Origin of the sequence: Shewanella sp. TC10 (assembly GCF_009663145.1) — a bacterium.
Lineage (GTDB): Bacteria > Pseudomonadota > Gammaproteobacteria > Enterobacterales > Shewanellaceae > Shewanella.
This window is the reverse complement of record NZ_VKHR01000021.1, coordinates 25,965-49,869: the sequence shown is the minus strand read 5'-3', so window position 1 is coordinate 49,869 and position 23,905 is coordinate 25,965. Positions and strand designations below refer to the sequence as shown.

The window sequence follows — 23,905 nt, the reverse complement described above, 5'->3', positions numbered from 1 at the left end:
AACCAGATTAAAATAAAATAACTAAATCACTGAATTAAAAGGCTTTTATTCAAAATAAATTCGTATCAAAATGTATCATTTAATTTTAACTTAATTGATTACCAATAGGTATTAAATTAATTCAAAAAGTGCATCAATAAATTTTAAAAACTATTCTTAATTAATAGTTTTATTGCATTGTTCAATGCTTAATTTCGCATTGGATTATCAGTTAACAATTTTGCAATATCTATTTAACTGCCAAATTAAATTATTTGCGGTTAATAAAATAATAATTAATAGGGAAGCATCATGAAAATAAAAAAACTGACATTGATGACACTTGCTGCTATTTATGCAGGCGGTGTAGCCAATGTAGCTGCTGATATTAATCAGCAGTCTAAATTGAATACTGAGCCGCAAATACCTTCAACAATTAATATGATGGAGCTACACAAGCAAAAACAATTAGCGGCTCAATCTAAGGTAGAGTCAGTGTCAACTCCTCTGCGTCATAGGCAATCAGCAAATATTCATTATCAATCTAAATCAGCCACACAAAAGATTAATTTAGAACAAGGACTGAGCGGCGAGCACACTTACATAGTAAGAATGAATGACAAGCCAATTGCCACTTACGATGGCACTATTCCAGGATTGCAATCCACTAAGCAAGCACTACAGCGAAAGCGCAGCAACCTAAATAGTTTCAATGCCCAGCCACAACATCAACAAGCCATTGATGGCTATAAAACTCACTTGCTTAATAAACAACAACAAGTAATTGCAACAGCAGGTGTTCAAGCGGAAAAACAATTCACTACAGCCATTAATGCTTTCACAGTAAAAATGACTCAACAGCAGGCTATGCGCCTGGCTGAGCAGTCTGAAGTTGCCTTTATTCAGCGTTCAACAAAATTACAGTTACATACAGATATAGGACCAGAACATGTTGGCGCAACTGGGATCTGGGATGGAACTGCAACCTCAAATGGAATGAAATACCAAGGTGAGGGTATGGTGGTAGGTATCATTGATACTGGCGTTAATACCGATCATCCTTCTTTCGCTGCTGTGGGTGGTGATGGTTATGTGCATACCAACCCGCTTGGTAGTGGTAATTACTTAGGTGGCTGTGCTGAAGCCGAGTTTGCAGATAAGTGTAATGACAAACTTATTGGGGTTTATACCCATGAAAACATCACTGGCAGTTATCCAACTGATATGCAATTTGGTGAAGACTATGAAGGCCATGGTAGTCACGTAGCCAGCACGGTTGCGGGTAATATTTTATATGATGTGGATGTAGTAACCACCGAACTTGGCGGCGGTGCGGGTAACCCTATTGGCGTCAGTATGCCAATGATTTCAGGTGTTGCGCCCCATGCAAATATAATTTCATACCAAGTGTGTGATTCTGATGGTTGTCCCGGCGATGCGATTTTATTTGGTATCGAGCAAGCTATCCTGGATGGTGTTGATGCAATCAACATGTCTATTGGCGGCGGTGAAAGCTTCCCATGGAACGATGCATTTGAAATGGCATTCTTATCGGCTCGTGAAGCAGGTATCGCTGTCGCACTTTCTGCAGGCAACTCTGGTGCAGCCTATGGCGAAGATAGCCTATACACGGTAGATCATACCTCCCCTTGGGTTCTCAATGTTGCAGCAACCACTCATGCTCGCTCAATCAATATTCATGATAAAGCACTTAATAACCTTATGGGTGGCGACAGCAATTTAGCACCTCAGCAACTTGATGGCGCAGGCATCTCAGCGGAATTCAGTGGTGATTTTGTTATCGCTGCCGACTTTGGTGATGCCCGTTGTAACAGCCCATTTGCTGCCGATACCTTCCAAGCAACAGACATTGTTATTTGTGAACGTGGCGATATTGCACGCGTCGAAAAAGCAATGAATGTACAAGCCGGCGGCGCTGGTGGCTTTGTTCTTTATAACACATGGGATGAAGGTGATGATGTCGTTGACGATGCCTACGTTATCCCTGGTATTCATTTAACTGCAAACCAGTACTTTGGTAGCTGGAACGTTACCGGTTTACAGCCTTGGCTTATGTCTGCCAATGGTGAAACCTTATCAGGCACCATAACAGCATCACGTGCTACACGTGATATCAATGAAGATAATGCCGATTGGTTAGCTTCATTTTCATCTCGTGGTCCATCTAGCACAGTTGATGAGTTATTCTCACCCGGCATTGCTGCGCCAGGGGTGAATATTTTTGCCGCTTGGAATGATGAAAGCCCATTTAACCCTCAAGGTGATACCCGAGATTACAATACTATTAGTGGTACATCGATGGCCTCACCACATGTGGCAGGTATGATGACGCTGATTCGTCAGGCCAACCCTGATTGGACTGCGAGCCAAATTCAATCGGCACTACAAATGACCGCTGATAGTATGGCGATCAAAACTCCCCATCCAATGACGGGGGAAACAAAGGTTGCGGGTGTTTACCGCGCAGGACATGGTTTAGCAAATGTTGAACGCGCTATTAACGCGGGTCTATTAATGGATGAAACGGCTGATAACTTTCGCCGTGCTAATCCACAAAATGGCGGTTTAGTTCGTGATTTGAATTTACCACAGCTAATCAACAATGATTGTGGCCGAACTTGTACTTGGCTACGAACCGTCACAGCGACTAAAGACGGTACTTGGAGTGTTGAAGTTAACCAAGCACAGGAAGGTCCTATGTACTGGGATTATTCATTAGATCCAAGTGCAAAAATGACGGTAACACCGGCAGAGTTTAGTTTGAAAAAAGGTGAGTCAATCACCTTAACCATTAACGGCTCTTTCGAAGAATCTGACATGGCTTGGTACGATGGAACGGTGGCAGAAACCCATGGTGAAATTCAATTCATCGCTACTGATGAAACAATTCCAGCTTCACATTGGCCATTCTCGGCCAAGTTTACTGGTACAACACTACCCAATACCATCAATGTAAAAGCCAATGATGATATGGCATCTCATACCATCGAGGATGTGCCATTTGGGGTACCTGCGAGCTCACTTTCAGGTTTTGTCTATGCGCCTGTTGAAGCTATTGTTCATGAGTTTGACTTACCAAGACTGCAATTTAGCGATCAAATGGTTGATGAAAATGGCTTTTGGAATACCGAACTTGCCAATATCAAAACCTTCAATGTAACGGTTCCGCAGAATACGGCTGTTTTCAGAGCTGAATTAACCGACCGTATAAAATCTTCGATGAATACGGCTTATGATGTGTTTGCTGATGCTGACATCATGATATTCCAAGACTATAACAACGACGGCCAGCTTCATTATTCTGAGGCTATTTGTGGCTCGCAATTACCACAAACGACCATTGGTGAATATTGCTCACTGGAAAATCCACAAGCAGGTGAATACATCATCATGGTACAAAACTATCTATTGTACCCATGGGAGAATATCGACACTTATGAAATGTCATATGCTTTAGTTGCCAAAGAACAAACTAATGATATTAGCTTAACTTTCAGTGACTCAGAGGAGCTAAACTCATCATTAAATATTGATTGGAATATGATGATGGGGCAAGGTAAAACCTATTACTCTGCAGCAGCTATTCAAGCTGGTACTAATGAGGAAGGCTCACTAGTTTTAGTACCAATGACCATAAAACGTGGCGTGAACACAGTATCAATCAACAGTTCACAAGATGCTGCACGAGTGGGTGACATTATTGATGTAAGCTTAATTGTGCAAGCGAATCAAAGTGGCGCTGACCGTAATGTAGAGTTAACAGCTTTACTATCAGAAGGCCTAAGTATTGTCCCTGATTCACTGGTAGATTTAGCAGGCATCACTGCAACTGATAGCGGATTTACATTGACCACAAGTCAATTAAATACTGCAGATAAAGCCACTAACTATGTAGTCACGACTAATGAAACCGACCCTATGTGTCGAACCCCATGGAATATTGACTATATGGATGGTACGCCAATTGATGGTAAGTATGTTGATCTCGCTAAGTTCGATATACAGCCTTCTTGGGGCTCAATATATGAAGTGAATGAATGGGGCTGGGGTAACTGGACTCACGAAGTCACAATTCCGACAATTTATAACGACATGAAACCGTTTGATAATGAAGACTACTTTGTGACAGACCAAGTTGTCTTGAGTTCTCGTGGTTGGCTGCAACTGGATTACGTACAATTCAACCCATGGGATATCATGCCGCAACAAGTGCATTTAGAGTTACCTGCAACAAACTACTCAACGCCACCTGACTTTATTGTCGCACCGTTATGGAATGCAGAACAAGACATCAACTGGAATCAGAAAACCACACTAGCGATGTATGAACCTAGCTGGGATGCTGAATTACAAAAAGGTGTATCGATTGCTTACTATGAAGGCTACACCCTACTTGAATGGGATAATGCAGCCACCCATGACTTTGGTTACGATGAAAACTGGAATCAAATCATTACTCCTCGTGATGATAGTTACGACTTCCAAGTATTTATGCGTGAATACACTAGCCATAAAGCCGGTGAGTATGAATTCATCATGGCTTACAACAATGTTGATGTTGGCAGCCAAAGTGGTTCTGGATCAATTGGTGTACGTGGTTACAATGGACCAAGAGCTGGTTTCTGGCCACTTAATGGACACCAAGGTGCATCGTATGCCTACAATGATCTTAACGACAAATTACATGATGAATTAGTGGTTTGTTATAACATCGATGGCCCGCAGTCTAGTCGTGTTGAAGTAAGCTTCCAAGCTGAAGTCATTCAAGCAGCGCTTGGAGTCAATCAATTAATTGATGTTACTGGTACAGTTGATGGCATTGCGGATGCAAACACATCTCAAACTGTTACCGTTGCAGCCAATATTTCAATGCAGTCAATTAATGATCACATGATTGATGAAAATGCCACATTAGCAGGCATTGCAGTTCACTATACTGATAATGATGGCGGCATGTCTGCTAATACAATTACAGTAACGGGCGACAATGTTACTGCAGTAGTCAATGGCCATACATCAGGTTCAACTTTTGATATTACGCCAGATGCTGACTTCCACGGAGAAACCATGGTTACTGTGACTGTTGCTGATAATGTGTTCCCGAATGATATGAGCACGACAACATTCATGTTAATGGTTAACTCTGATGGTGTGGAGCCAACTCCACCAGCGGCAGAGAATCCAATTGAACCTGAAACAACTCCAGATAATGACGATGGAGGAAGTTTAAGTTTATTAGGGTTAGTTTTCTTAGGATTACTTGGCGCAAGTCGTCGTAAAAAGTATCACTAATAAATCATTAATATAATCAATCAAAAGGCCTTCAGATGAAGGCCTTTTTTTGTGCAGACTACTTGGGCATTAACATCAATTTTTTGATGTAAATGCCTCCTCAGTCACTTGCTAATTAGCTTAACGACTCTTTTATACTGTTAACTCTGCAACAGGCGCTTCAGTTTTAGCACGCTCTGATGCTGAAATCTCTGATGAAGTCAGCTCTGGCGATGCTAATTTCACAGTTTCAGCTCGATTAACCAAAAACTCAATGAAGCCTTCCGCCGCTTTCGAATGAGATTTTTCTTTCAAAGATACCACACTAAATCGTGCGTAAATCAGTGGCATAACGTAAGGAGATAATTCGACTAAATTCCCCTTCTCTATTTGACTTCTTACTGATATCTCTGGTGTTAACGCTATTAAATCGCCATTAATAATCGACTCTTTAATCGGATGGAATTGATCAAAACGGACCATACCAGAGAAGTCCTCCCGTTGTTGCTTAAATAAATCTTCAAAAGCATCAGCAATCGATTTCGGCAAATGACGAGGAATCGCTAACGGGTAATCTCTAAATGACGGCAAATATAAACGTGGAAGTTGTGTTAACGGATGTTCAGGCCTACAACAGAAAATAACTTTAAATGGTGGCAGTTCGGTAACAGTAACTAGCTCACTTTTCTCAAGTTCAGTGACTTTAGTTTCAGCAACAAAAAAATCTATATCACCATAAATAAGCTGTTGATAAAGCTCTTCCCAAGCCGCCACTTTGAGCTCGACACTAATGTCAGCGAAATCTCTTAAGAAGTGACCAACAATAGGTCCAACTAGACTATTGGATGGTATTGGACTTGCCCCAATACGTAACTCTTTTTCATCAAAGCCCTGAAACAAAGTGACTTCTTGTTCCATTTCTTCAAATTCTTTGAGAATTTTTTGCCCATGCTTAAGTAACACTTGTCCCAGCGCCGTGACCGACACAGATTTTGAATCTCGATTTAATAATTGTCCGCCTATCAGCATTTCGAGGCGTTGAATACTCTTAGATAATGAAGGTTGGGTAATATTGAGAATTTCAGCCGCTTTGTTGAAATGCTTAACTTCTGCGAGCAAAACAAAATGCTTAATATGCCTTAGCTCCATGTTTTAGCTTCTCCTGCACAGTTCGACTAACACCACTTCATCGATGCCTAATGCGTATTAATTTGATTGTTATATAGGTAACACGACCTTAGCAAATGCAAATAAGTAATCAATCGTAAACAACGAATCAAGCTGTGACCATTTGTATCAAAAAGAACACTTACACCCCAGTAGTAACATCGACAACCAAAATGTAACAACCAAAAACCTAGACATACACTACCCCTTTAATATCCTATTAAACAAGATGTTAAATACACCCACCAAGAATTAACACCAAATTAACAGCAGCCAGCTTGTATCAAAAATTCCCTTTATGCATTCCTTGTGAGCATTTATGCATAGCCAAAAGATATTGGATGTGAATTGTTCTGAAAGATAAAAAGGTGAAGGCAGGATTGTGCTTGACCTGTTCAAACAACAATAATAGGGAAGATTTCAATGCAACTAAAAAAAATAAGTCTTATGACGATTGCTGCAATTTATGCAGCGGGGGCTGGAGCTGCTTCCATCCCCTCTCAACAAGATGGGCCATTATTACTTAATGGTATAGATATCGTACCTGTTGATATTTCTAATGAAGAATATCAACGCATGCAAGACGTTAAGAATAATGCACTCAATCGCCCTGGTTTAACGACAGGACCAAACCAACACCGCGCGATTAATACCAATGCCAAAACACCATTTCATATAGAAACTGATTTAGCTCCAGGAGAGCACACTTATATTATTCAGCTTTCTGAGCAACCTGTAGCAACTTATGACGGTAGCATTGCGGGTTATTCAGCTACAGCTCCAGTGAATTCTGCTCAGCAGTTTGGGAAACAAACAAAAGCAAAAATAAATACCCAATCTTCTGCAAGCCGAAGCTATGTTAATTATCTTCAAACTCAACAAGCAAGTATTCAATCAGAAATCAGTAGCAAGATTGGCGTTGCTGCAGATATCCGTCAATCATACCAATATGCTTTTAATGGCATGAGTATGCAGCTTACACAGGCACAGGCAGCTAAAGTAGCCAGTTTAAGTGGTGTTAAAGCTGTTACTCGCTCAGTTATTTTAGAGCTACATACCGATGTAGGACCACAACATATTGGTGCAGATCAAATATGGAACGGTAATGTCACAGCAGGCACAAAATTTACTGGCGCAGGCATAAAAGTTGGTATTCTAGATACCGGTATTAACTCAAATCACCCTTCATTTACAGCAATGGGTGATGATGGCGTCGCTATCGTCAACCCACTAGGTAGTGGTAACTTTGTCGGTGATTGTGAGTTAGAAGAATTTACCGACATGTGTAATGACAAATTGATCGGTATTCGCTCTTACGCTGAAATCACTGACACCTATGGCGATCCGGTATACCGAGAGCAAGGTTGGTGGGCAGACTGGGAAAGAGCACGCCCTGCAAATGGTGAAGATTATAATGGCCACGGATCGCATACAGCATCAACGGTTGCCGGTAACGTATTATTTGATGTGGCTTACCAAGTTTCTGAAGCAGGCTACGGCGATGAAATTAATGGACGCGACACCAATTTAGTATTCCCACGTGTTTCAGGTGTTGCACCACACGCGAATATTATTTCTTACCAAGTTTGTTGGGCTGGTGGTCAAGGCGATCCTTACGCAGGTTGTCCGCAAGAAACAACCCTTAAAGCTATTGATGATGCTATTGCTGATGGTGTAGATGTCATCAACTATTCAATTGGTGGTTCAGAACAATTTCCTTGGATTGCCCCAACTGAGCTCGCTTTCCTTGCCGCTCGTGAAGCAGGTATTTCTGTTGCAACCTCTGCGGGTAACGCAGGTGAATACTGGATGGACCACGTTTCTCCTTGGGTAACAAGTGTTGCAGCAAGTACCCATGGACGTGTGATTACCTCAAACCCTAAAACCATCGATAATTTTGAAGGTGGTGATGAAAACCCAAGCCCTTACGGGCCAATGAGAGCGGCATCAATTACTGGCGCATATGCAGCTCCAGTGGTGTTGGCTGCTGATTACAACAGCGAAAATGCAGCTTGTGACACGCCTTTTGATGCAAATACATTTACAGCATACCCAGATGGTAACCCATTAACTGAAATGCCAATTGTTGTTTGTCAACGCAGCGACCAACCTCGCGCAGCTAAAGCTGACAATATTCTATCTGGCGGTGCTGGTGGGATGATTTTGTATAACATTCAGCAAGATTGGGAATACCCGTCTCCTGAAGTTGTCAAGGTTGAAGATTTCTACTCAGTACCTACAGCGCATATTGGCGCTTATGATGGTGGCAAGGTCGTCACATGGTTATCTTCAGGTACTGGACATAGAGCAAGCTTAAGTGATGCCTCTTTGTTTACCGAAATGGGAGAAAGTGATTTATTGGCTGACTTCTCATCTCGCGGCCCAAGTACAACTAACCCTAACGTTATGGCACCGACTGTTGCAGCGCCAGGCGTCGATGTTTTTGCAGCCTATGCTAACGATCGTATATTTACCTTAGATGGCTTTGGTATGAACTGGGCAGCCATTAGTGGTACTTCAATGGCCTCGCCACATGTTGCCGGAGCAATGGCTTTAATTAAAAATGCTCATCCAAATTGGACTCCTGCAGAAATTCAATCAGCACTAACCACTACAACGACTGAAGCACCATTCACCTTTGATCAAGGTGGCGCAGGTGTTATCAACGTCGCAGCAGCAGTCAATGCAACCTTAGTGCTTGATGAAAGTGTCGAAAACTACACTAATGCAAACCCAATGGCTGGGGGGGATGTAACAAGCTTGAACACCCCATACATTGTCAACCGAGAATGTAAGGGAACATGTAACTGGTTCCGCACCGTCACTGCAACGGAAGATGGTAGCTGGAACGTGTCTGCAGAAGAAATTGGTTATACAGGCGCATCATTATTAGAGCTCACTGTTTCACCAGCTAATTTCTCATTACAAGCCGGCGAAACCCAGCGCATTATGCTAACAGCTAAAATGCCTGATGTTGACTACCAGTCTGACTCACCATTAGGTGCTGGTAACACTGATGGATTAACTTTATATGGCAAATTAAATCTGACTCCAACAGATTCAAGCAAGCCTATTCAAACTCTGCCAGTGATTACCACCAATAAAAAAGCAGATATTCCTGTGATTGTGGAAGCAGAAATTGCCCGTGAGCAAGGTTCAATGGTCACACCTAATATGATCTTGCCAAGTTCTGCTGAAATATCCGCAACCGTATATGGATTAACTCAAGGTGAACAGAAAGAGTACCACTTGAGTCAGAACCAAGCATGGCCTTGGGATATCATTGATTCACTTCCAACCGAAGATTCTCAAATAGGTTACCGGATGTTCACGGTACCAGAAGGAACGAAAAGGTTAGTTGTTGAAATTACTGAAGAAGATAATATTGCCAAATTCTCAAGCCGTTTAGACTTAGGCCGCGATGTGAATAACGATGGTAATATTAATTGGGAAGAAGAAGCCATTTGTATTTCAGATTGGCGAATGCGTGACTATTGTGCCATCAATAATCCAGAGCCTGGTCAATACTGGTATATGGTGTCTAACCTTAAATTCTCAATTCAATGGGAAGATCCGTATGACAGAGCTGATCGCATAGTCACTAACGTGGTGATGGTCAGTGATGATGTGAGCTCTGAAGTCAGCATTGATTCAATTGACACAAACGGTTTTGACCCTGTTTCACTAGGCATTAACTGGAATATGCCAGACGCTGAATCAGGTGATATCTACCATGGTGTCGTCGCATTAGGCACAGATTCAGCTAATTTAGAAGACATTGGCCTGCTTCCACTTCGCTTAACACGCGCATCAGACGAAGTTGAATTAACCAGCAGTCATACTGGCGCTAAAGTAGGAGACGTTGTAGATTTTGAAATAGTTCATGGTGCTAACTTAAATGGACTAGAACGAGAAATGGCGTTAAATATCGCTTTACCTGAAGGGATGACCTTAATGCCAGACTCTGTCCGCGGCAATGAGTTCTTTGAAACGCTTGAAACCACTACAGATGGTAATCAAGTGGTCATCAGCGGTCTTCAAACCTCATCAAAAGATGCAGAACGTCGTTATGAATATACCACTAGTCTTGAAGACGAAATGTGTCGTCTACCATTTTCGGACGCAACTCATTTCTTAGACTTACCATCAATTGGGGTCCCTCAATTACCTGGTTTTGATAGTGAATGGTCACAAATGTTCGAAATTCCTGACTTTGTTGGGGCTGACAACTACTTCCCGCACATTCCTTTATATGGTGTGGAACGTAAAGACACGACCAATATTATTACTATTCAAGGTGATGGTTTATTAAGATTTGATGCACATGCCGTATTTGCCACACCAGGTGATGGACTAATTTGGGATGGCGCACGAGATCTAATGATTGCACCGTTTTGGCATAAAGGCGGCGTCACTATCAATGAAAGCGGGGTTGATTTCGCTACATTCACGCCATATGAATACGGCGTTTATGCAGCAGCACTTAATCAAAACCAATACCTAGCAGTGCAATGGAAGCGTATGTACGCCTCTACTCAAGAAATGTTTGGTATTACCGTTGATAAAGACACTCATTATAACTTCACTATGCTGGCATCAGCAGATATTGATTTCACGCCAAATGTCTACGAAATCATGTTTAGTTATGAAGAGATGAATCAAGATAAAGGCGCGCACACTGTTGGCTTAAAAGGTTATCAAGGTGTTCGTGGATTCTACTACCCAGTCAATGGTTATCACTTTGATGAATATGCGGTTAATCAACCTGAAAAGCTAGCCAGCAATATGGTTATATGTGCGAACTATCAAGGGCCAGAAAGTACACGTTTGGTGACTCGTTTCTCTGCTAAAGTGAACTCAGCTGCGATTGGAAGTAATAATGAAGTGACGTTAACTTCAGAGCTAACCAATTCAAATACTGTGACGAAGACAGCGTCTGTTCCAGTTGGTGGTAACATTACTGTATTCGATATTGCTAACCATACAATGGCTGAAAATGAGGTCATGGAAGGATTATCAGTAGAATACATGCACAGTGAAAACCGTGCTGTAGCCATGATGGCTTCAGGTGAAAACGTGTCAATTGAAGTTGACGGGATGAGCTTTAATATCACTCCAGATACTGACTGGCATGGCGAAACAGAAATTACTGTGACAGTGATGGATTCAGCTAATCAACATGACCAAGCCAGCACAAGCTTTATGCTGACGGTTAATTCTGATGGTATCGATGCTGCACCACCAGCTGAAGAAGCACCAGAAGAAACACCTGCTAAATCTGATTCAGGCGGTAGCATGGGGATCTTAAGTCTGATATTAGTCGGTTTATTAGGCGCAGCACGTCGTCGTAAACTACACTAATATAGCGTTCCAAAACTAGTGTTTGGGCCTTCTGTAAAGAAGGCCCTTTTTTATGGCAGATTATCAATCGTGGGGGTCGTAAACTATTTAACTGACTTTACTTCTTCATCAGTTAAAAATCGCCATTCACCTTCTAAAAGATCATCTTCCATTTCAATGGTACCAATGGCTTCACGGTGCAAGTTAGTCACTTTGTTGCCAACAGCTGCAAACATCCGTTTTACTTGATGATATTTGCCTTCACTGATGGTTAAGCGGGCATGAGTTGCATCTAGAATTTCAAGCTGAGCGGGTTTAGTTAACCCATCTTCATTTCGCAATTGCACACCTACAGCAAAGGTTTCAATTAAACTTTCATCTAACGGATCGGCCACTTCAACATAGTAGCGTTTACCACAATCTTTTTTAGGCGAAGTGATTTTGTGCGACCATAAACCATCACTGGTAATAAGCACCAGCCCAGTAGTATCCACATCAAGTCGGCCTGCAATATGCAAAGTCTCAACCTTTTCAATGTCCATCAAACTCAGCACCGATTGATACTCTTCATCAATGGTTGAACAAATGGTATCCACAGGCTTATTCATCATAATGTAGCGCTCGCCAATCACTCGAATTTGACGACCTTCAATGCACACTTCAGTATCTTCAGCGACTTTAAAGCTGGCATCTTTTACCACCACGCCATCACAGGTGACTTCACCCGATTTTAAAACTCGTTTCGCTAGTGAGCGAGTCAGCTCAGTACTTTCACAGATAAACTTATCTAAACGCATTGCTACAACCAATTCTTTGTCTTAATTGCGCGCTATTATGAGCTGTCAGCGAATAAATGAACATCAAATATTCAGCCTTGTGCTTAAAACGGTAATTTTTAGTTACATATCTCCCTCTTAAAAGCTCACATTTTCTCAACAAAAACAGTTCTCCCCCTTGTTAAATATCCTTTTCAGCACTTAACATGGGGTTCACAACAATAAAGACTGATTTTCTATTTACACTTTTGCTGTTTAAAAGAATAAATGAAAAATCAGCATCTAAAGCTCATTGAAGAGCTTATTAATACTTGATTTCAAGAATACAAAGGGAAACAACATGAAAAAGCTTGTCATTGGAGGTCTATGTGCCTCACTTATTGCTGGCCTGAGTGCTTGTAGTAATAATGAAGTGCAAACCACCACTAAAACTGCCACTGCTGAAGCGGTGCAAACAGCACTAACATCAGGTATCGACTTTCAAAACATCGATAAATCAGTACGTCCGCAAGATGACTTTTATGAATACGTTAATGGTACTTGGTTAAAAACGGCTGAGATCCCAAGCGATCGTACTAATATTGGTGCCTTTTACGACCTACGTGAAAATGCTCGTGAAGACGTGAAAGCAATCATTGAAGAAGTAGCAGCAATGCCTACTCTCACAGAAGGTACAGACGAGCAAAAAGTCGCTGATTTATATCGCGCCTTTATGGATGTTGAGACATTAAACAAATTAGGCGTCACGCCGATTCAAGGCGAATTTGATAAAATTTCGGCTATTGATTCAAAAGCCGACCTCACCAACTTTTTTGCTTATAGCCAGATAAATGGCTACGGCACACCACTGGCTTTTTACATCAATGTTGATGCTAAAGACTCAACCCGCTACGCCACTCATATCTGGCAATATGGCCTAAGCCTGCCAGAAAAAGACTATTACTTTAACGAAGAAGAACGTTTCGTTAATATTCGTAAAGCTTTCGTTGAGCACATTGAAAAAATGTATGACTTAGCCGGTCTTGCTAATGGTAAGGCGGCTGCTGAGTCTATTTTAGCCCTTGAAACTGCCATTGCTGAAAAGCATTGGGATGTTGTTGAAAGCCGCGATAGCACTAAAACTTACAATAAAATGACAATAGCTGAGCTTGCAGAGCTAGCACCGAACATTGATTGGAACCAATACCTGACAACTATGGGTGTTGCAGAGCAAAAAGATATCATCATCAACCAGCCTAGTTACGTGAGCGGCTTGAGTGAAGTGATTGGTGAAACAGATTTAGACACCTTAAAAACTTACATGACGTGGAGCGTATTAACCCACGCAGCCAGTAACTTGTCTGAAACCATTGATGCAGAAAACTTTGATTTCTTCGCTAAAACTTTAAACGGTCAAGAAGAGCAAGAGTCTCGCTGGAAACGTGGTGTAAATACAGTCAGTGGCACTTTAGGTGAAGTAGTAGGTAAAGTGTACGTTAAACGTCATTTTACTTCTGCAGCCAAAGATCGCATGAGTGTATTAGTTGAAAATTTACGTGGCGCATACGGCACTAGCATCGACTCGTTAGATTGGATGAGCGCTGACACTAAGGTCGCAGCAAAAGACAAACTTGCTAAGTTCAATCCAAAAATTGGTTACCCTGATGAATGGAAAGACTACAGCAAGCTAACGATTAAAGGCGATGACTTAGTCGGTAATGCGCAGCGTGCAAGCGTTGAAAGCCACAATAAAGATATTGCTAAACTAGGCGGCCCAATCGATAAAGGCGAGTGGCACATGACGCCGCAAACCGTTAACGCGTACTACAATCCAACGATGAACGAAATTGTGTTTCCAGCGGCAATTTTGCAACCGCCGTTTTTCAACATGCAAGCCGATGATGCGGTGAACTATGGCGGCATCGGCGCAGTAATCGGCCACGAAATGGGTCATGGTTTTGATGACCAAGGCGCTAAATTCGATGGCGAAGGTAATATGCGAGATTGGTGGACTGAAGCTGATTTAGCCGCCTTTACCAAAAAAGGCAATGCGTTAATTGCCCAATATGATGGTTACCAAGTATTTGATGACTTACATGTTAACGGTGAGCTGACACTAGGTGAGAACATCGGTGATTTATCGGGTGTGACCATTGCGTATAAAGCTTACAAAATGTCTCTGGATGGCAAAGAAGCACCAGTGATTGACGGACTAACAGGTGATCAACGTTTCTTTATGGGCTTCACCCAAATCTGGCGTGTAAAAATGAAAGAAGAAGCATTGCGTAACCGCGTTGCGACAGACCCACATTCACCTGGTCACTTCCGCGCTTTAGGTGCCCTATCTAACATGCCTGAGTTCTACACAACTTATGACGTGAAAGAAGGCGATAAGATGTATATCGAGCCTGCTAAGCGCGTAAAAATCTGGTAGTCACTCACTTAAATTCCCCTTTATCTCTTAAAGGGTAAAACGATTAAAAAGGATATCATTTAGATGTCCTTTTTTATTGCTATTAAAATTCTAGATTTAGCAAATCAAAGCCAGCTCAATATTCAATATCACAGTCTTAATAATCACTTTGTAAAGATTGGTAAACCGCCCCAAACTCGTCAAATTATTCAGCATTGATTCAGCTTCCACCAGCTAAAGTAATCACATATCCCAAAAGGGTTATAACGAATACTTTATTACTCATGCATTCATTACTTAAAGAGTCAGTGGTAACGCAAATGAACAGAATTTTTCGTACCTTTTTTATCTTTTTATTATTACTCACCACCCGTAATGCCGTTGCCGTTACTGTTGACACAAATCCTGTTAAACCGATTTACGATGTTAACCAAACCTTAGTTGATGATTTAGACAGCCTACTTAAATTAGCGAGTACCTCGGGTGGATTACCTCAACAAGATACAAGTGACTTAAACCAGCTATTTGAGCGAGCACCACTTGCTCAAACTGAGCTGACTCAATTGCTGGAAAACATTAGTCAAGACAGCCATACACATTTACTTATTCCAGATATTAAAAGTTACCAAAGAGCCCAGCAAAAGATTGACCGAAAATTTGATGGCGATGCCAGCTACATCACCGACATTGCTAGAGCAACCTTGGTCGCCGATGATGTTAAAACCTTAATGCAGAGTTACCGTACTTTGGCAGAAACCACTGAAGTGGTACAAGTTAAAAACCGCTTTTCAGAGCCTAAAGCATCAGGTTATCGAGACTTAAATCTGTTGGTGAAATTACCTCAAACTAAGATGATTGTTGAAGTGCAACTGCACCTTAGTGAGATTGCTGACATAAAAAGCGGCCCAGAACATCAGGTTTATGAACAAATTCAGAATATTGAAGCTGTGGCTCAGCTAGAGCATCGCCCTTTAACGGATATGGAAATGATGCAAATCGTTAAGTTACGTCAGTCATCACATAAGCTTTATCACAAAGCATGGCTTAGCTATAAACGCCAAAGTCTTGCTCAATTTGACACCACTCAAATAGGAGACCAAACCCAAGCGGCTTAAGCCACTATTTTCCTCATTCATTGTTTTCCCCCTTCCTTTCGCACCTTAATTTAAGGTGCTTTTTTTTACTTTTTTGCCAGTGAGATAATTGGTTAACCGCGCTATTCAAGCTATACTCCCGCCATTATTGCCGATAACTGGATATACTGATGAATGATGTCATCGAAATGCTTCAAGAATTGAGTGAAACGGTCCCTGTACCACTTGAATTACCGACATTCGAGCAACTAGTTGAAGTTGAAGAACAGATTTTAATTTCACTGCCAAACGATTTAAAAGAGTACCTGCTATTTGGTAGCGATGTGATTTATGGTGCCATTGAAATGGTCACTGCATCAGATCCTTATTCGCACACATACTTACCTGAAGTCACCAGCTATGCATGGTCAGTCGGTATGCCAAGAGAATATATCGCTATTTGCCAGCAAGGGGATAATTTTTACTGCATAGATCAAGAGGCCAATATTCGCTTCTTTAAGAATGGTCGCATGGCAGACATTATGTGGGAATCTCTCTGGGATTGGATTCAAGATATTTGGCTAAAACGTAAGTAATTAATTTGATTCACGTATGTTTTGCACCACAACACGACAAGATTAAATAGGAAAAACCATGGCTAAATCAAATACCTTAAACGCAATTGAAATGCAGTGTTTACGCTTATCTTTGGGTTTAAGTGTTGAGCAAATTGCCGAGCTTACTAAAACCACAGCTGATGCAGTGACGGCATGGGAAGCTGGCGAAGCTGATGCGCCTGAAGTGGCGCAAAAGAAGCTCCTTGAAATTGAAGACACCATTGAAATGCAAGTGCTCAATACCACAGATGGTATCGAAGCATTATTTAAAACTGAGCCTAAGCGCCGTTTAGCATTTGTGGTTTACCCAACTCAAGCTATTTACACGCAATACAACCCTGAGTTTTTAAGCTCACTGCCGTTTACTGAACTATACAATACTGCAGCATGGCGCATCAAAAAAGAATGCCAAATTGTATTAGAAGTGGAAGTCAGCCTTATTCCACTTGAAGTTGAAGCTTACAAAAGTTTCCGCGCTGATAATGGTATGAGTGAGTCTCGCGAAAGCCGAGCGAAATGGGCTGCGACTCAGCTTTAATAAGCTCATGAAACATATAGAAAAGGAAGCGTCAGCTTCCTTTTTTTATATCAAAAATTCACGATTTAATCGTTACTCTTCTTGAGCAGCCTTCGCAATCGCTTCAGACTTTTCTAACGCCCTAGTCATTGCAGGTCGTTGTTTCACTCTATCTCGATATGCTGTCAGTTTTGATGGAATAGTTTGTTCAAACACTGTCGCCCACAAAAGCGTTTGAGCCAGCAAGATATCTGCAATGGTGAGTTCATCACCACAAACATAACCTGTTTCTGGTACCCATTGTTCAGCTATCTTAGCCGCTTTATCAAACTCAAATTTTGCTACCGGTAGCATCTCATCTAAGCGCTGCTCTTCAGGCAGCGCAAAACGATGTTTACCCATGCTCCATAAAGGTTGCTCTAATTCGCATATAACAAAGCTAACCCACTGATGGTGCAGACCTGCTTGCGCGGTACCAGGTTTTGGTAAGAACTTTCCTTGGCCATATTTTTCGGCTAAATACAGCAAAATTGCCGCAGATTCAGTGAGTACCAAGTCACCATCGGTAATCACTGGCATTTTACCGCTTGGGTTCAGCGCTAAATATTCTTCAGAACGGTTATCGCCCTTGGCAAAGTTAAGAAAGCAAAACTGCCAATCAACACCTAATTCTTCCAATAGCCATGAAACACGCAACGCTCGACTGCGCGGCGTGCCATATAAGGTAATGCCTGTGCTTGCTACTATTTCCATGCTTTAACTTCCTTTAGCTAATTAACTACCTACTGAACCAGACTTAGTAAAATCAAACAGATTTAAATTGAATGTCATCGAAAATGATATCAATAAAAAGACGAGCCTAAAGCTCGCCTTTTGTCTTAAGTTAGGAGTTAACCTAACATATGTTCGGTCAATTAAAACTGATAACTGACTTTACCGTACCATAATGCACCGATGGCAGAATGAGTCGCTTGATCATACCCCATGAAATCAGCGGCACTGAATGAAGGCTCTTCATTCAATACATTGTTAGCCCCTAACGTCAGTGACCAATGATCGAAACCAATATAGGTGACATTTAAATCTAAAGTCATCATTGAATCTATCGTTCCTGTGGCACCTGCATCGATATTATCTTGATATTCACCGATGTAGTTTAATCGCGCACTGGTTTGCCAATTGGTATAGCCCCAATCCATGCCACCCGTCCAGCGATACTCAGGATGTTGATACTCACCTGCGAGTTCTCGAGTCGAGCCATCTTCTCGCACCTGATCAAAGCTATTGACCCAAGTGAGGTTATAATTAAAACCAAACTCACCCGCGCTTTGAGTATTCATGGTGTATTGCACATCAAGGTCAACACCATCAGTTGTTTGACTACCTAAGTTAGCAAACTGGTCATAGATTTCGATAATACGTCCAGGTACGCCATTGGCATCGGTAGGCTCACGTTTTACAACACTTGGATCATCACCTTGAGTATTAACCAAATATTGAGTATCAGAAGTAATCAAACCTTCTTGATCATAATTCCAGTAATCAACCCCAACACTTAACCCGTCGGTAATTTCCCAAATCCCGCCAAAGTTATAAGAGGTAGACTCTTCAGGCTGTAAATCAGGGTTACCCGAGAAAATAACCGTACGCTCTTGAGCGGTACAATCCTCTTCAAGTCCTGTTAGTGGGCAACGTACTGCATCCACCAAACCTGGAGACTCTTGAGATGGGCCTAAACCTAACTGCACCAATGAAGGCGCTCTAAACGCTTCACCCCAACTCGCACGGAAGGTTAAATTATCTAATGGTGTATAACGTAGAGCAATTTTAGGGTTAGTCGTATCACCAAAATCACTATAATCTTCATACCTTAACGCTAATTGAGCTTCTAGTTTTTCAAATACTGGGACTGCTAGCTCAATAAATAATGAGGTTTGATCTCGCTCACCATAAGCTTCTGTGGCTTCGGTGCCAAAAATCTCTCCTCGCTTAAATAACTCATCAGGATTGTCAGATAGCTCTTCTTCGCGATACTCAAACCCGACTGCCATCGCTACGCTTCCAGCAGGCATATCAAACAAGTCACCCGCAATCTTACCGTCAAACGCATTAGTGGTAGATTTACCATTACGCGTGGTACTGACACTAATATCATCAATCACATCGCCTTGCTGAGTGGTAGCAAGTGGATTAAATTCTCCAGTGTTAATCGCTTCTTGCAGCCTTGGAGTCCATACAAAACCTTGTTCGCCATATTCGTGATTTCGGTTGTACGAATAGGTATAAGCAAGCTCCCACTCCCAATCAGATAACATACCATTTAAACCGAGCACTAAACGCGCACTGTCTGACTCAGAAGATTTTTGACGAGGGCCAGTTTCAGTTAACCTGCGGCGCATAGTGAGATCTTCACCAGGAAAGGGGTTGGTGGCTGCACCGCTGGTGAATAAAGGATTGTCATTGAGCATATAGAACTCACCAAAAGACGGACTTGCAGCGCCTTTTATCACGCTCTCGTTATGCTGATACATCATTTCAGCAAACATGCTCAGATCATCATTAAACTCGTAATCTTGAAATACCGATAAACCCATTCGAGTTGATTCTGGCACTGAAGTCATCAATGGCGCGTAGTCATAACGACAGTAGTTCCCTTTCACACTGCCAGCGGGACAATTCACATCTGGTGTCCAACTGTATAAATCTGATTTAGGTGTAATCGAGCCATCTGCGCCAATAGTAGCTGGGATGTAAGAACCGGGATTACCTGCTGATGAGCGAAAATCATCACCGCCATTGGGAGTTTGATCTGCAGAACTTGAGTAGTCTCTATCAGCGAATAATGTTTCGCGCTCTTTAAAGTAATCTAAAATCACTGTCGTGTGAGATTTGCCATCAGCGCCTTCTGTGCCCCACAAAATAGAACCAGCTTGCTGACCACCACCATCTTCAACGGTTTCAGCAATTTTTCCATTAACCTCGAAACCTTCGAAATCCTTCTTCATGATGATGTTAATCACACCCGCGATAGCATCAGAGCCATAAGTCGCTGACGCACCATCTTTAACGATATCAATTCGCTTAACTGCAGAAATAGGAATCGAGTTAATATCAACAAACGCCGTATCAATCGATTTAGCAAATGATGACACCGCAATTCGGCGACCATTTAATAACACCAAAGTGGCATCAGCTCCTAAACCACGCAGCGATACTGCGGCACCACCATTAGCAGTGTCATCTGAGTTATTACCTTGAGTTGAAAATGTGCCGCTCCCTGACACAGGTAATTTGCTCAGTAATTGCGAAATATCTTGCGCCCCTGAGCGGGCAATATCTTCAGCACTTAGCACCGTCATCGGTGAAGCGCCTTCTAAATCCGTGCGTTTAATGTGAGTGCCCGTCACTTCAATACGTTCGACTTCGGGGTCGGCGGCAAAAGCGGTAGGCGTGAGGATGAGTGAAACAGCAGCAGCGCAGGCGCTCTGCCAAAATTGAGGTCGTGTCATAATTGTCCCTAATATGAATTGATTTTTTAGCTAGGCTTTACATCGTTTTAAAACCTGAACGCCTAAAAAATATTTTAATAAAGCTTCTTAGATCAGCTTTCTCTATAAGTCCTTTTATCGATATGACTTATTCAAGTTACCAACTTAAGAAGCCATCCATGCGCACTTATATTAGTGCATCATGTTTTTCTAACATAAATAATCCACATCAGAAGTCAACGGCTAGTTTTTAAACAGTTGTAACAGAACGCTTTACCACTTACTTTTATGAACAAATTGTTATTTTGCGCATTCAGCAAAATATGACATAGTCGTACATCACCTTGAAACTGAATAGTCATCTCAACTCAAACAATAAGAACATCATGCCGACGACTCAAAACGCCACCAGCAGTAATTACTCAGCCGCGACATTGTTTGCAAGCCTTGGCCCTGGAATTTTAATGGCTGCCGCCGCTATTGGTGCATCGCATTTAGTCTCTTCCACTCGTGCTGGCGCTGAATTTGGCTGGCAACTTGTTTGGGTTGTTTTACTGGTGAACTTACTCAAATACCCCTTCTTTGCCGCAGGTGCCCGATACACAGCTGCCACCAACGAAAGTTTACTCCACGGCTATTTAAAGCAAGGTCGCGGCTATTTATTAATGTTTACTTGCTTGAACACAATTGCAGCTATCGCCAGCACAGCTGGGGTGTGTATGTTAACTGCAGCAATGTTGACCCAATTTATTCCCTTACCAATTGATGTACTGGCTTTCTTAGTATTGGTTAGTTCATTAGCCGTGTTGATTTTAGGCCACTACCAACTGCTAGATAAAATGACCAAAGTCATCATGCTGGCCTTAACATTGACCACCTTGATTGCAGTCGCACTTGCTTGGCAGCATTACCAAGCACCGGTTATAACGGAGGCGGCTGAGAGCCCTTGGCAATGGGCTTATGTTGGTTTCTTGGTGGCTATGATGGGCTGGATGCCAGCGCCGATTGAAGTCAGTGCATGGAATTCATTATGGTTAATTGAAAAGAAAAAAACACAGACAGTGACCAGTAAACAAGCTATTTTCGACTTCAATTTAGGTTTTATTGTCACCGCAATATTAGCTGTGGTGTTTTTGGCTTTAGGCGCACTCGTTATGCATGGCAGCGGTGAAACCTTCTCAAATTCAGGCGCTGTTTTTGCTAGCCAATTGGTGGATTTATACAGTGATGTGATGGGTGAAGAAACTCGTTATCTAATTGGTTTAGTCGCTTTTTTATGTATTTTCAGCACCACAGTAACTGTGATTGATGGCTACAGCCGCACTTTAGATATCGGCTGGCAATTACTCAACAATCAACAAGATTGTTCGAAACGATTAACCAAAGTGATGCTAATCATATCGGCATTGGGTTTGGGGCTGATTTTATTTTTCAAAGGCGCCTTATTACCTTTGCTTGAATTTGTGATGACATTGGCTTTTTTAACAACTGTCGTTTTCGCTTGGCTAAACTTTCGTTTAATGACCTGCGATGCGCTGCCCAAAGAACACCGTTACGGCACTAAAATGAAAATGCTGGCTTGGTTAGGTTTAGTGTATCTGGTTGGATTTTCGGGCTTATTTATCTATTGGAAATTAGCAATACAATAAACCAAACTTAGCTTGTGCTTAAGCTATACTCACTCTAGTTGTTTAGCTTACTCAACATAAGTACGCTTATTGCAGATAATCTGAACTATTACTCCATTTTCAGGTATATACCCATGTTACCTCAAGATGCTTTGTCAGGCGCAATCTCGGATAACAATGCAAGGCGTAAGCTGAGGTAATTGTTGTTCACTTTTCAAAGCTTACAACGTAGCAATGGTTTTCGAAGCAATGGTTTTCGAGCTTGCGCCCCATAGGGCAAGGCAAATAGCACCAATCTGCGTTGTTATAAAATATCGATGTAGAATAACTATACTTCAATTTTATGCCTAGCATCTTGGCACTATTTGCCTTGCTGACTTTGCATCTTGAAGTATCATGGGTATAATCCGCGTCCAATTTTTATTTAATCTCAGGTAATTAAACTTGTGATTAAAAACTGCGCAGCCGCGCCCAGAGACTTATATGATTAACAACGATATTATTCGCCGTCTACGTTTTGTATTTGACTATTCAAATGCCAAAATGATTAAAGTTTTCGCTCAAGCCAATGTTGAAGTCAGCACTGATGAAATCATTAGCTTACTGAAAAAAGAAGCTGAAGAAGGCTATAAAGCCTGTAATGACAAAGTGATGTGTCAGTTCCTAGACGGACTTATTATCGAAAAACGTGGTTTACGCCCAGGCAGTGAAGTACCAGCTCCTGTTAAAAATCTTACCAATAACTTAATCTTCAAAAAGTTGCGCATTGCGTTAGAGCTTCGTGAAGATGACATTATTGAAATTTGTGGTTTAGCTGATTTCGTTATCGGTAAGTCTGAGTTAGGTGCCTTGTTCCGTAATCCAGATCATAAGAACTACAAAACCTGTGGCGATCAGATTTTACGTAACTTCTTACACGGACTTTCAATTAAACACCGTGGTGTTGAGCTGTAATGACCCAGCTTACGTAACATGTAAATGCACAGCAATGGCTGTGCTTTTTTATGTCATTTTATCGCTCGCTCAATGTCACTTCATCCCAATAAATGGCCTGTTTAAACTCCTCGGCTAATAATTCATTAAGCTTTTCAAAACTCTTTACTGCCATTTCTTCACCTTTAACACACGACCATACAAATCGATGGCAGTTATTGTTAAATAAGTCATATTCACGATATTGATATATTGCCTGCTCCGCTCTTTGCAGTGCATGTGGTGATATTAAAGGCTGATGTAAATGATTACATGCTTGAAATATGCGTCTACCTGTCCGGTCTTGTAAAAATCGCTGTGCTGATACGGGCCTTATTAACCCGCTGCCATGAAGCTCGACTAAGTGATTATCGCCCACCCAAATACCACTATGTTCAATGACACCAAAAACAAAGCAACAAACAATGCCTCCAGGTGCAGCTTCGACGCGTACATCACTGGTATGCCAAATACTTGGGGTTAACGGGCTCGCAGACTTTTCACTAGGCACTTTGGGGGAACGCCCCATACGGCGCTCATGCTGTAGCGACTTGCGCTGCTTACGATCATCGGCAAGTAAAATTGCACCTACTGCAGCTGTACCAAGCCAGAAAAGAGGAAGAGCCATTTGCACCTCACTGTATAAAAATTGCGTACATAATCA

General features: G+C 41.8%; 13 protein-coding genes. 8 read left to right on the top strand and 5 right to left on the bottom strand.

All coding sequences use genetic code 11. From position 1 onward, the window contains the following. Positions 1-291 precede the first annotated feature (291 nt). A complete protein-coding gene (locus tag FNZ24_RS09400; protein ID WP_228768434.1) occupies positions 292-5,292 on the top strand; it encodes a S8 family serine peptidase in 5,001 nt (1,666 codons plus the stop codon). Positions 5,293-5,424: 132 nt separating this feature from the next. Here FNZ24_RS09400 and FNZ24_RS09395 read toward each other — a convergent pair whose 3' ends face one another. Then, positions 5,425-6,420, bottom strand: coding sequence for a LysR family transcriptional regulator (locus FNZ24_RS09395; RefSeq protein WP_153914222.1), 996 nt, complete (start codon positions 6,418-6,420; stop codon positions 5,425-5,427). Between the two features lie 441 nt (positions 6,421-6,861). Here FNZ24_RS09395 and FNZ24_RS21840 point away from each other — a divergent pair, with 441 nt between their 5' ends. Next, a complete protein-coding gene (locus FNZ24_RS21840; RefSeq protein WP_153914221.1) occupies positions 6,862-11,799 on the top strand; it encodes a S8 family serine peptidase in 4,938 nt (1,645 codons plus the stop codon). Between the two features lie 83 nt (positions 11,800-11,882). Here FNZ24_RS21840 and rsuA read toward each other — a convergent pair whose 3' ends face one another. After that, a complete protein-coding gene (gene rsuA, locus FNZ24_RS09385; protein WP_153914220.1) occupies positions 11,883-12,575 on the bottom strand; it encodes a 16S rRNA pseudouridine(516) synthase RsuA in 693 nt (230 codons plus the stop codon). 319 nt (positions 12,576-12,894) lie between these two features. Here rsuA and FNZ24_RS09380 point away from each other — a divergent pair, with 319 nt between their 5' ends. From FNZ24_RS09380 to FNZ24_RS09365, 4 genes are all read left to right on the top strand, one after another. Then, complete coding sequence (locus tag FNZ24_RS09380) at positions 12,895-14,967, top strand: M13 family metallopeptidase (protein WP_153914219.1); 2,073 nt, start codon at positions 12,895-12,897, stop codon at positions 14,965-14,967. Between the two features lie 299 nt (positions 14,968-15,266). After that, positions 15,267-16,061: a RelA/SpoT domain-containing protein gene (locus FNZ24_RS09375; RefSeq protein WP_153914218.1), complete on the top strand. Its 795-nt coding sequence runs from the start codon at positions 15,267-15,269 to the stop codon at positions 16,059-16,061. 149 nt (positions 16,062-16,210) lie between these two features. Beyond that, a complete protein-coding gene (locus FNZ24_RS09370; RefSeq protein WP_055026254.1) occupies positions 16,211-16,615 on the top strand; it encodes an SMI1/KNR4 family protein in 405 nt (134 codons plus the stop codon). Between the two features lie 58 nt (positions 16,616-16,673). After that, positions 16,674-17,174: a DUF4447 family protein gene (locus FNZ24_RS09365; protein WP_153914217.1), complete on the top strand. Its 501-nt coding sequence runs from the start codon at positions 16,674-16,676 to the stop codon at positions 17,172-17,174. A 72-nt stretch (positions 17,175-17,246) separates the two neighbouring features. Here the strand turns inward: FNZ24_RS09365 and FNZ24_RS09360 are convergent, their stop codons facing one another. Together FNZ24_RS09360 and FNZ24_RS09355 are read right to left on the bottom strand one after the other, a co-directional pair. After that, complete coding sequence (locus FNZ24_RS09360; protein WP_153914216.1) at positions 17,247-17,906, bottom strand: glutathione S-transferase family protein; 660 nt, start codon at positions 17,904-17,906, stop codon at positions 17,247-17,249. 161 nt (positions 17,907-18,067) lie between these two features. Continuing rightward, positions 18,068-20,662, bottom strand: a complete 2,595-nt coding sequence (locus FNZ24_RS09355) for a TonB-dependent receptor plug domain-containing protein (RefSeq protein ID WP_153914215.1) — start codon at positions 20,660-20,662, stop codon at positions 18,068-18,070. 365 nt (positions 20,663-21,027) lie between these two features. Between FNZ24_RS09355 and FNZ24_RS09350 the strand changes: the two genes are divergently transcribed. Together FNZ24_RS09350 and FNZ24_RS09345 are read left to right on the top strand one after the other, a co-directional pair. Then, complete coding sequence (locus tag FNZ24_RS09350; RefSeq protein ID WP_153914214.1) at positions 21,028-22,290, top strand: NRAMP family divalent metal transporter; 1,263 nt, start codon at positions 21,028-21,030, stop codon at positions 22,288-22,290. 462 nt (positions 22,291-22,752) lie between these two features. Continuing rightward, positions 22,753-23,223: a DUF1456 family protein gene (locus tag FNZ24_RS09345; RefSeq protein ID WP_153914213.1), complete on the top strand. Its 471-nt coding sequence runs from the start codon at positions 22,753-22,755 to the stop codon at positions 23,221-23,223. A gap of 58 nt (positions 23,224-23,281) precedes the next feature. On the opposite strand, the gene FNZ24_RS09340 is transcribed toward FNZ24_RS09345, so the two are convergent. After that, positions 23,282-23,869, bottom strand: coding sequence for a hypothetical protein (locus FNZ24_RS09340; protein WP_153914212.1), 588 nt, complete (start codon positions 23,867-23,869; stop codon positions 23,282-23,284). Between the last annotated feature and the right edge of the window lie 36 nt (positions 23,870-23,905).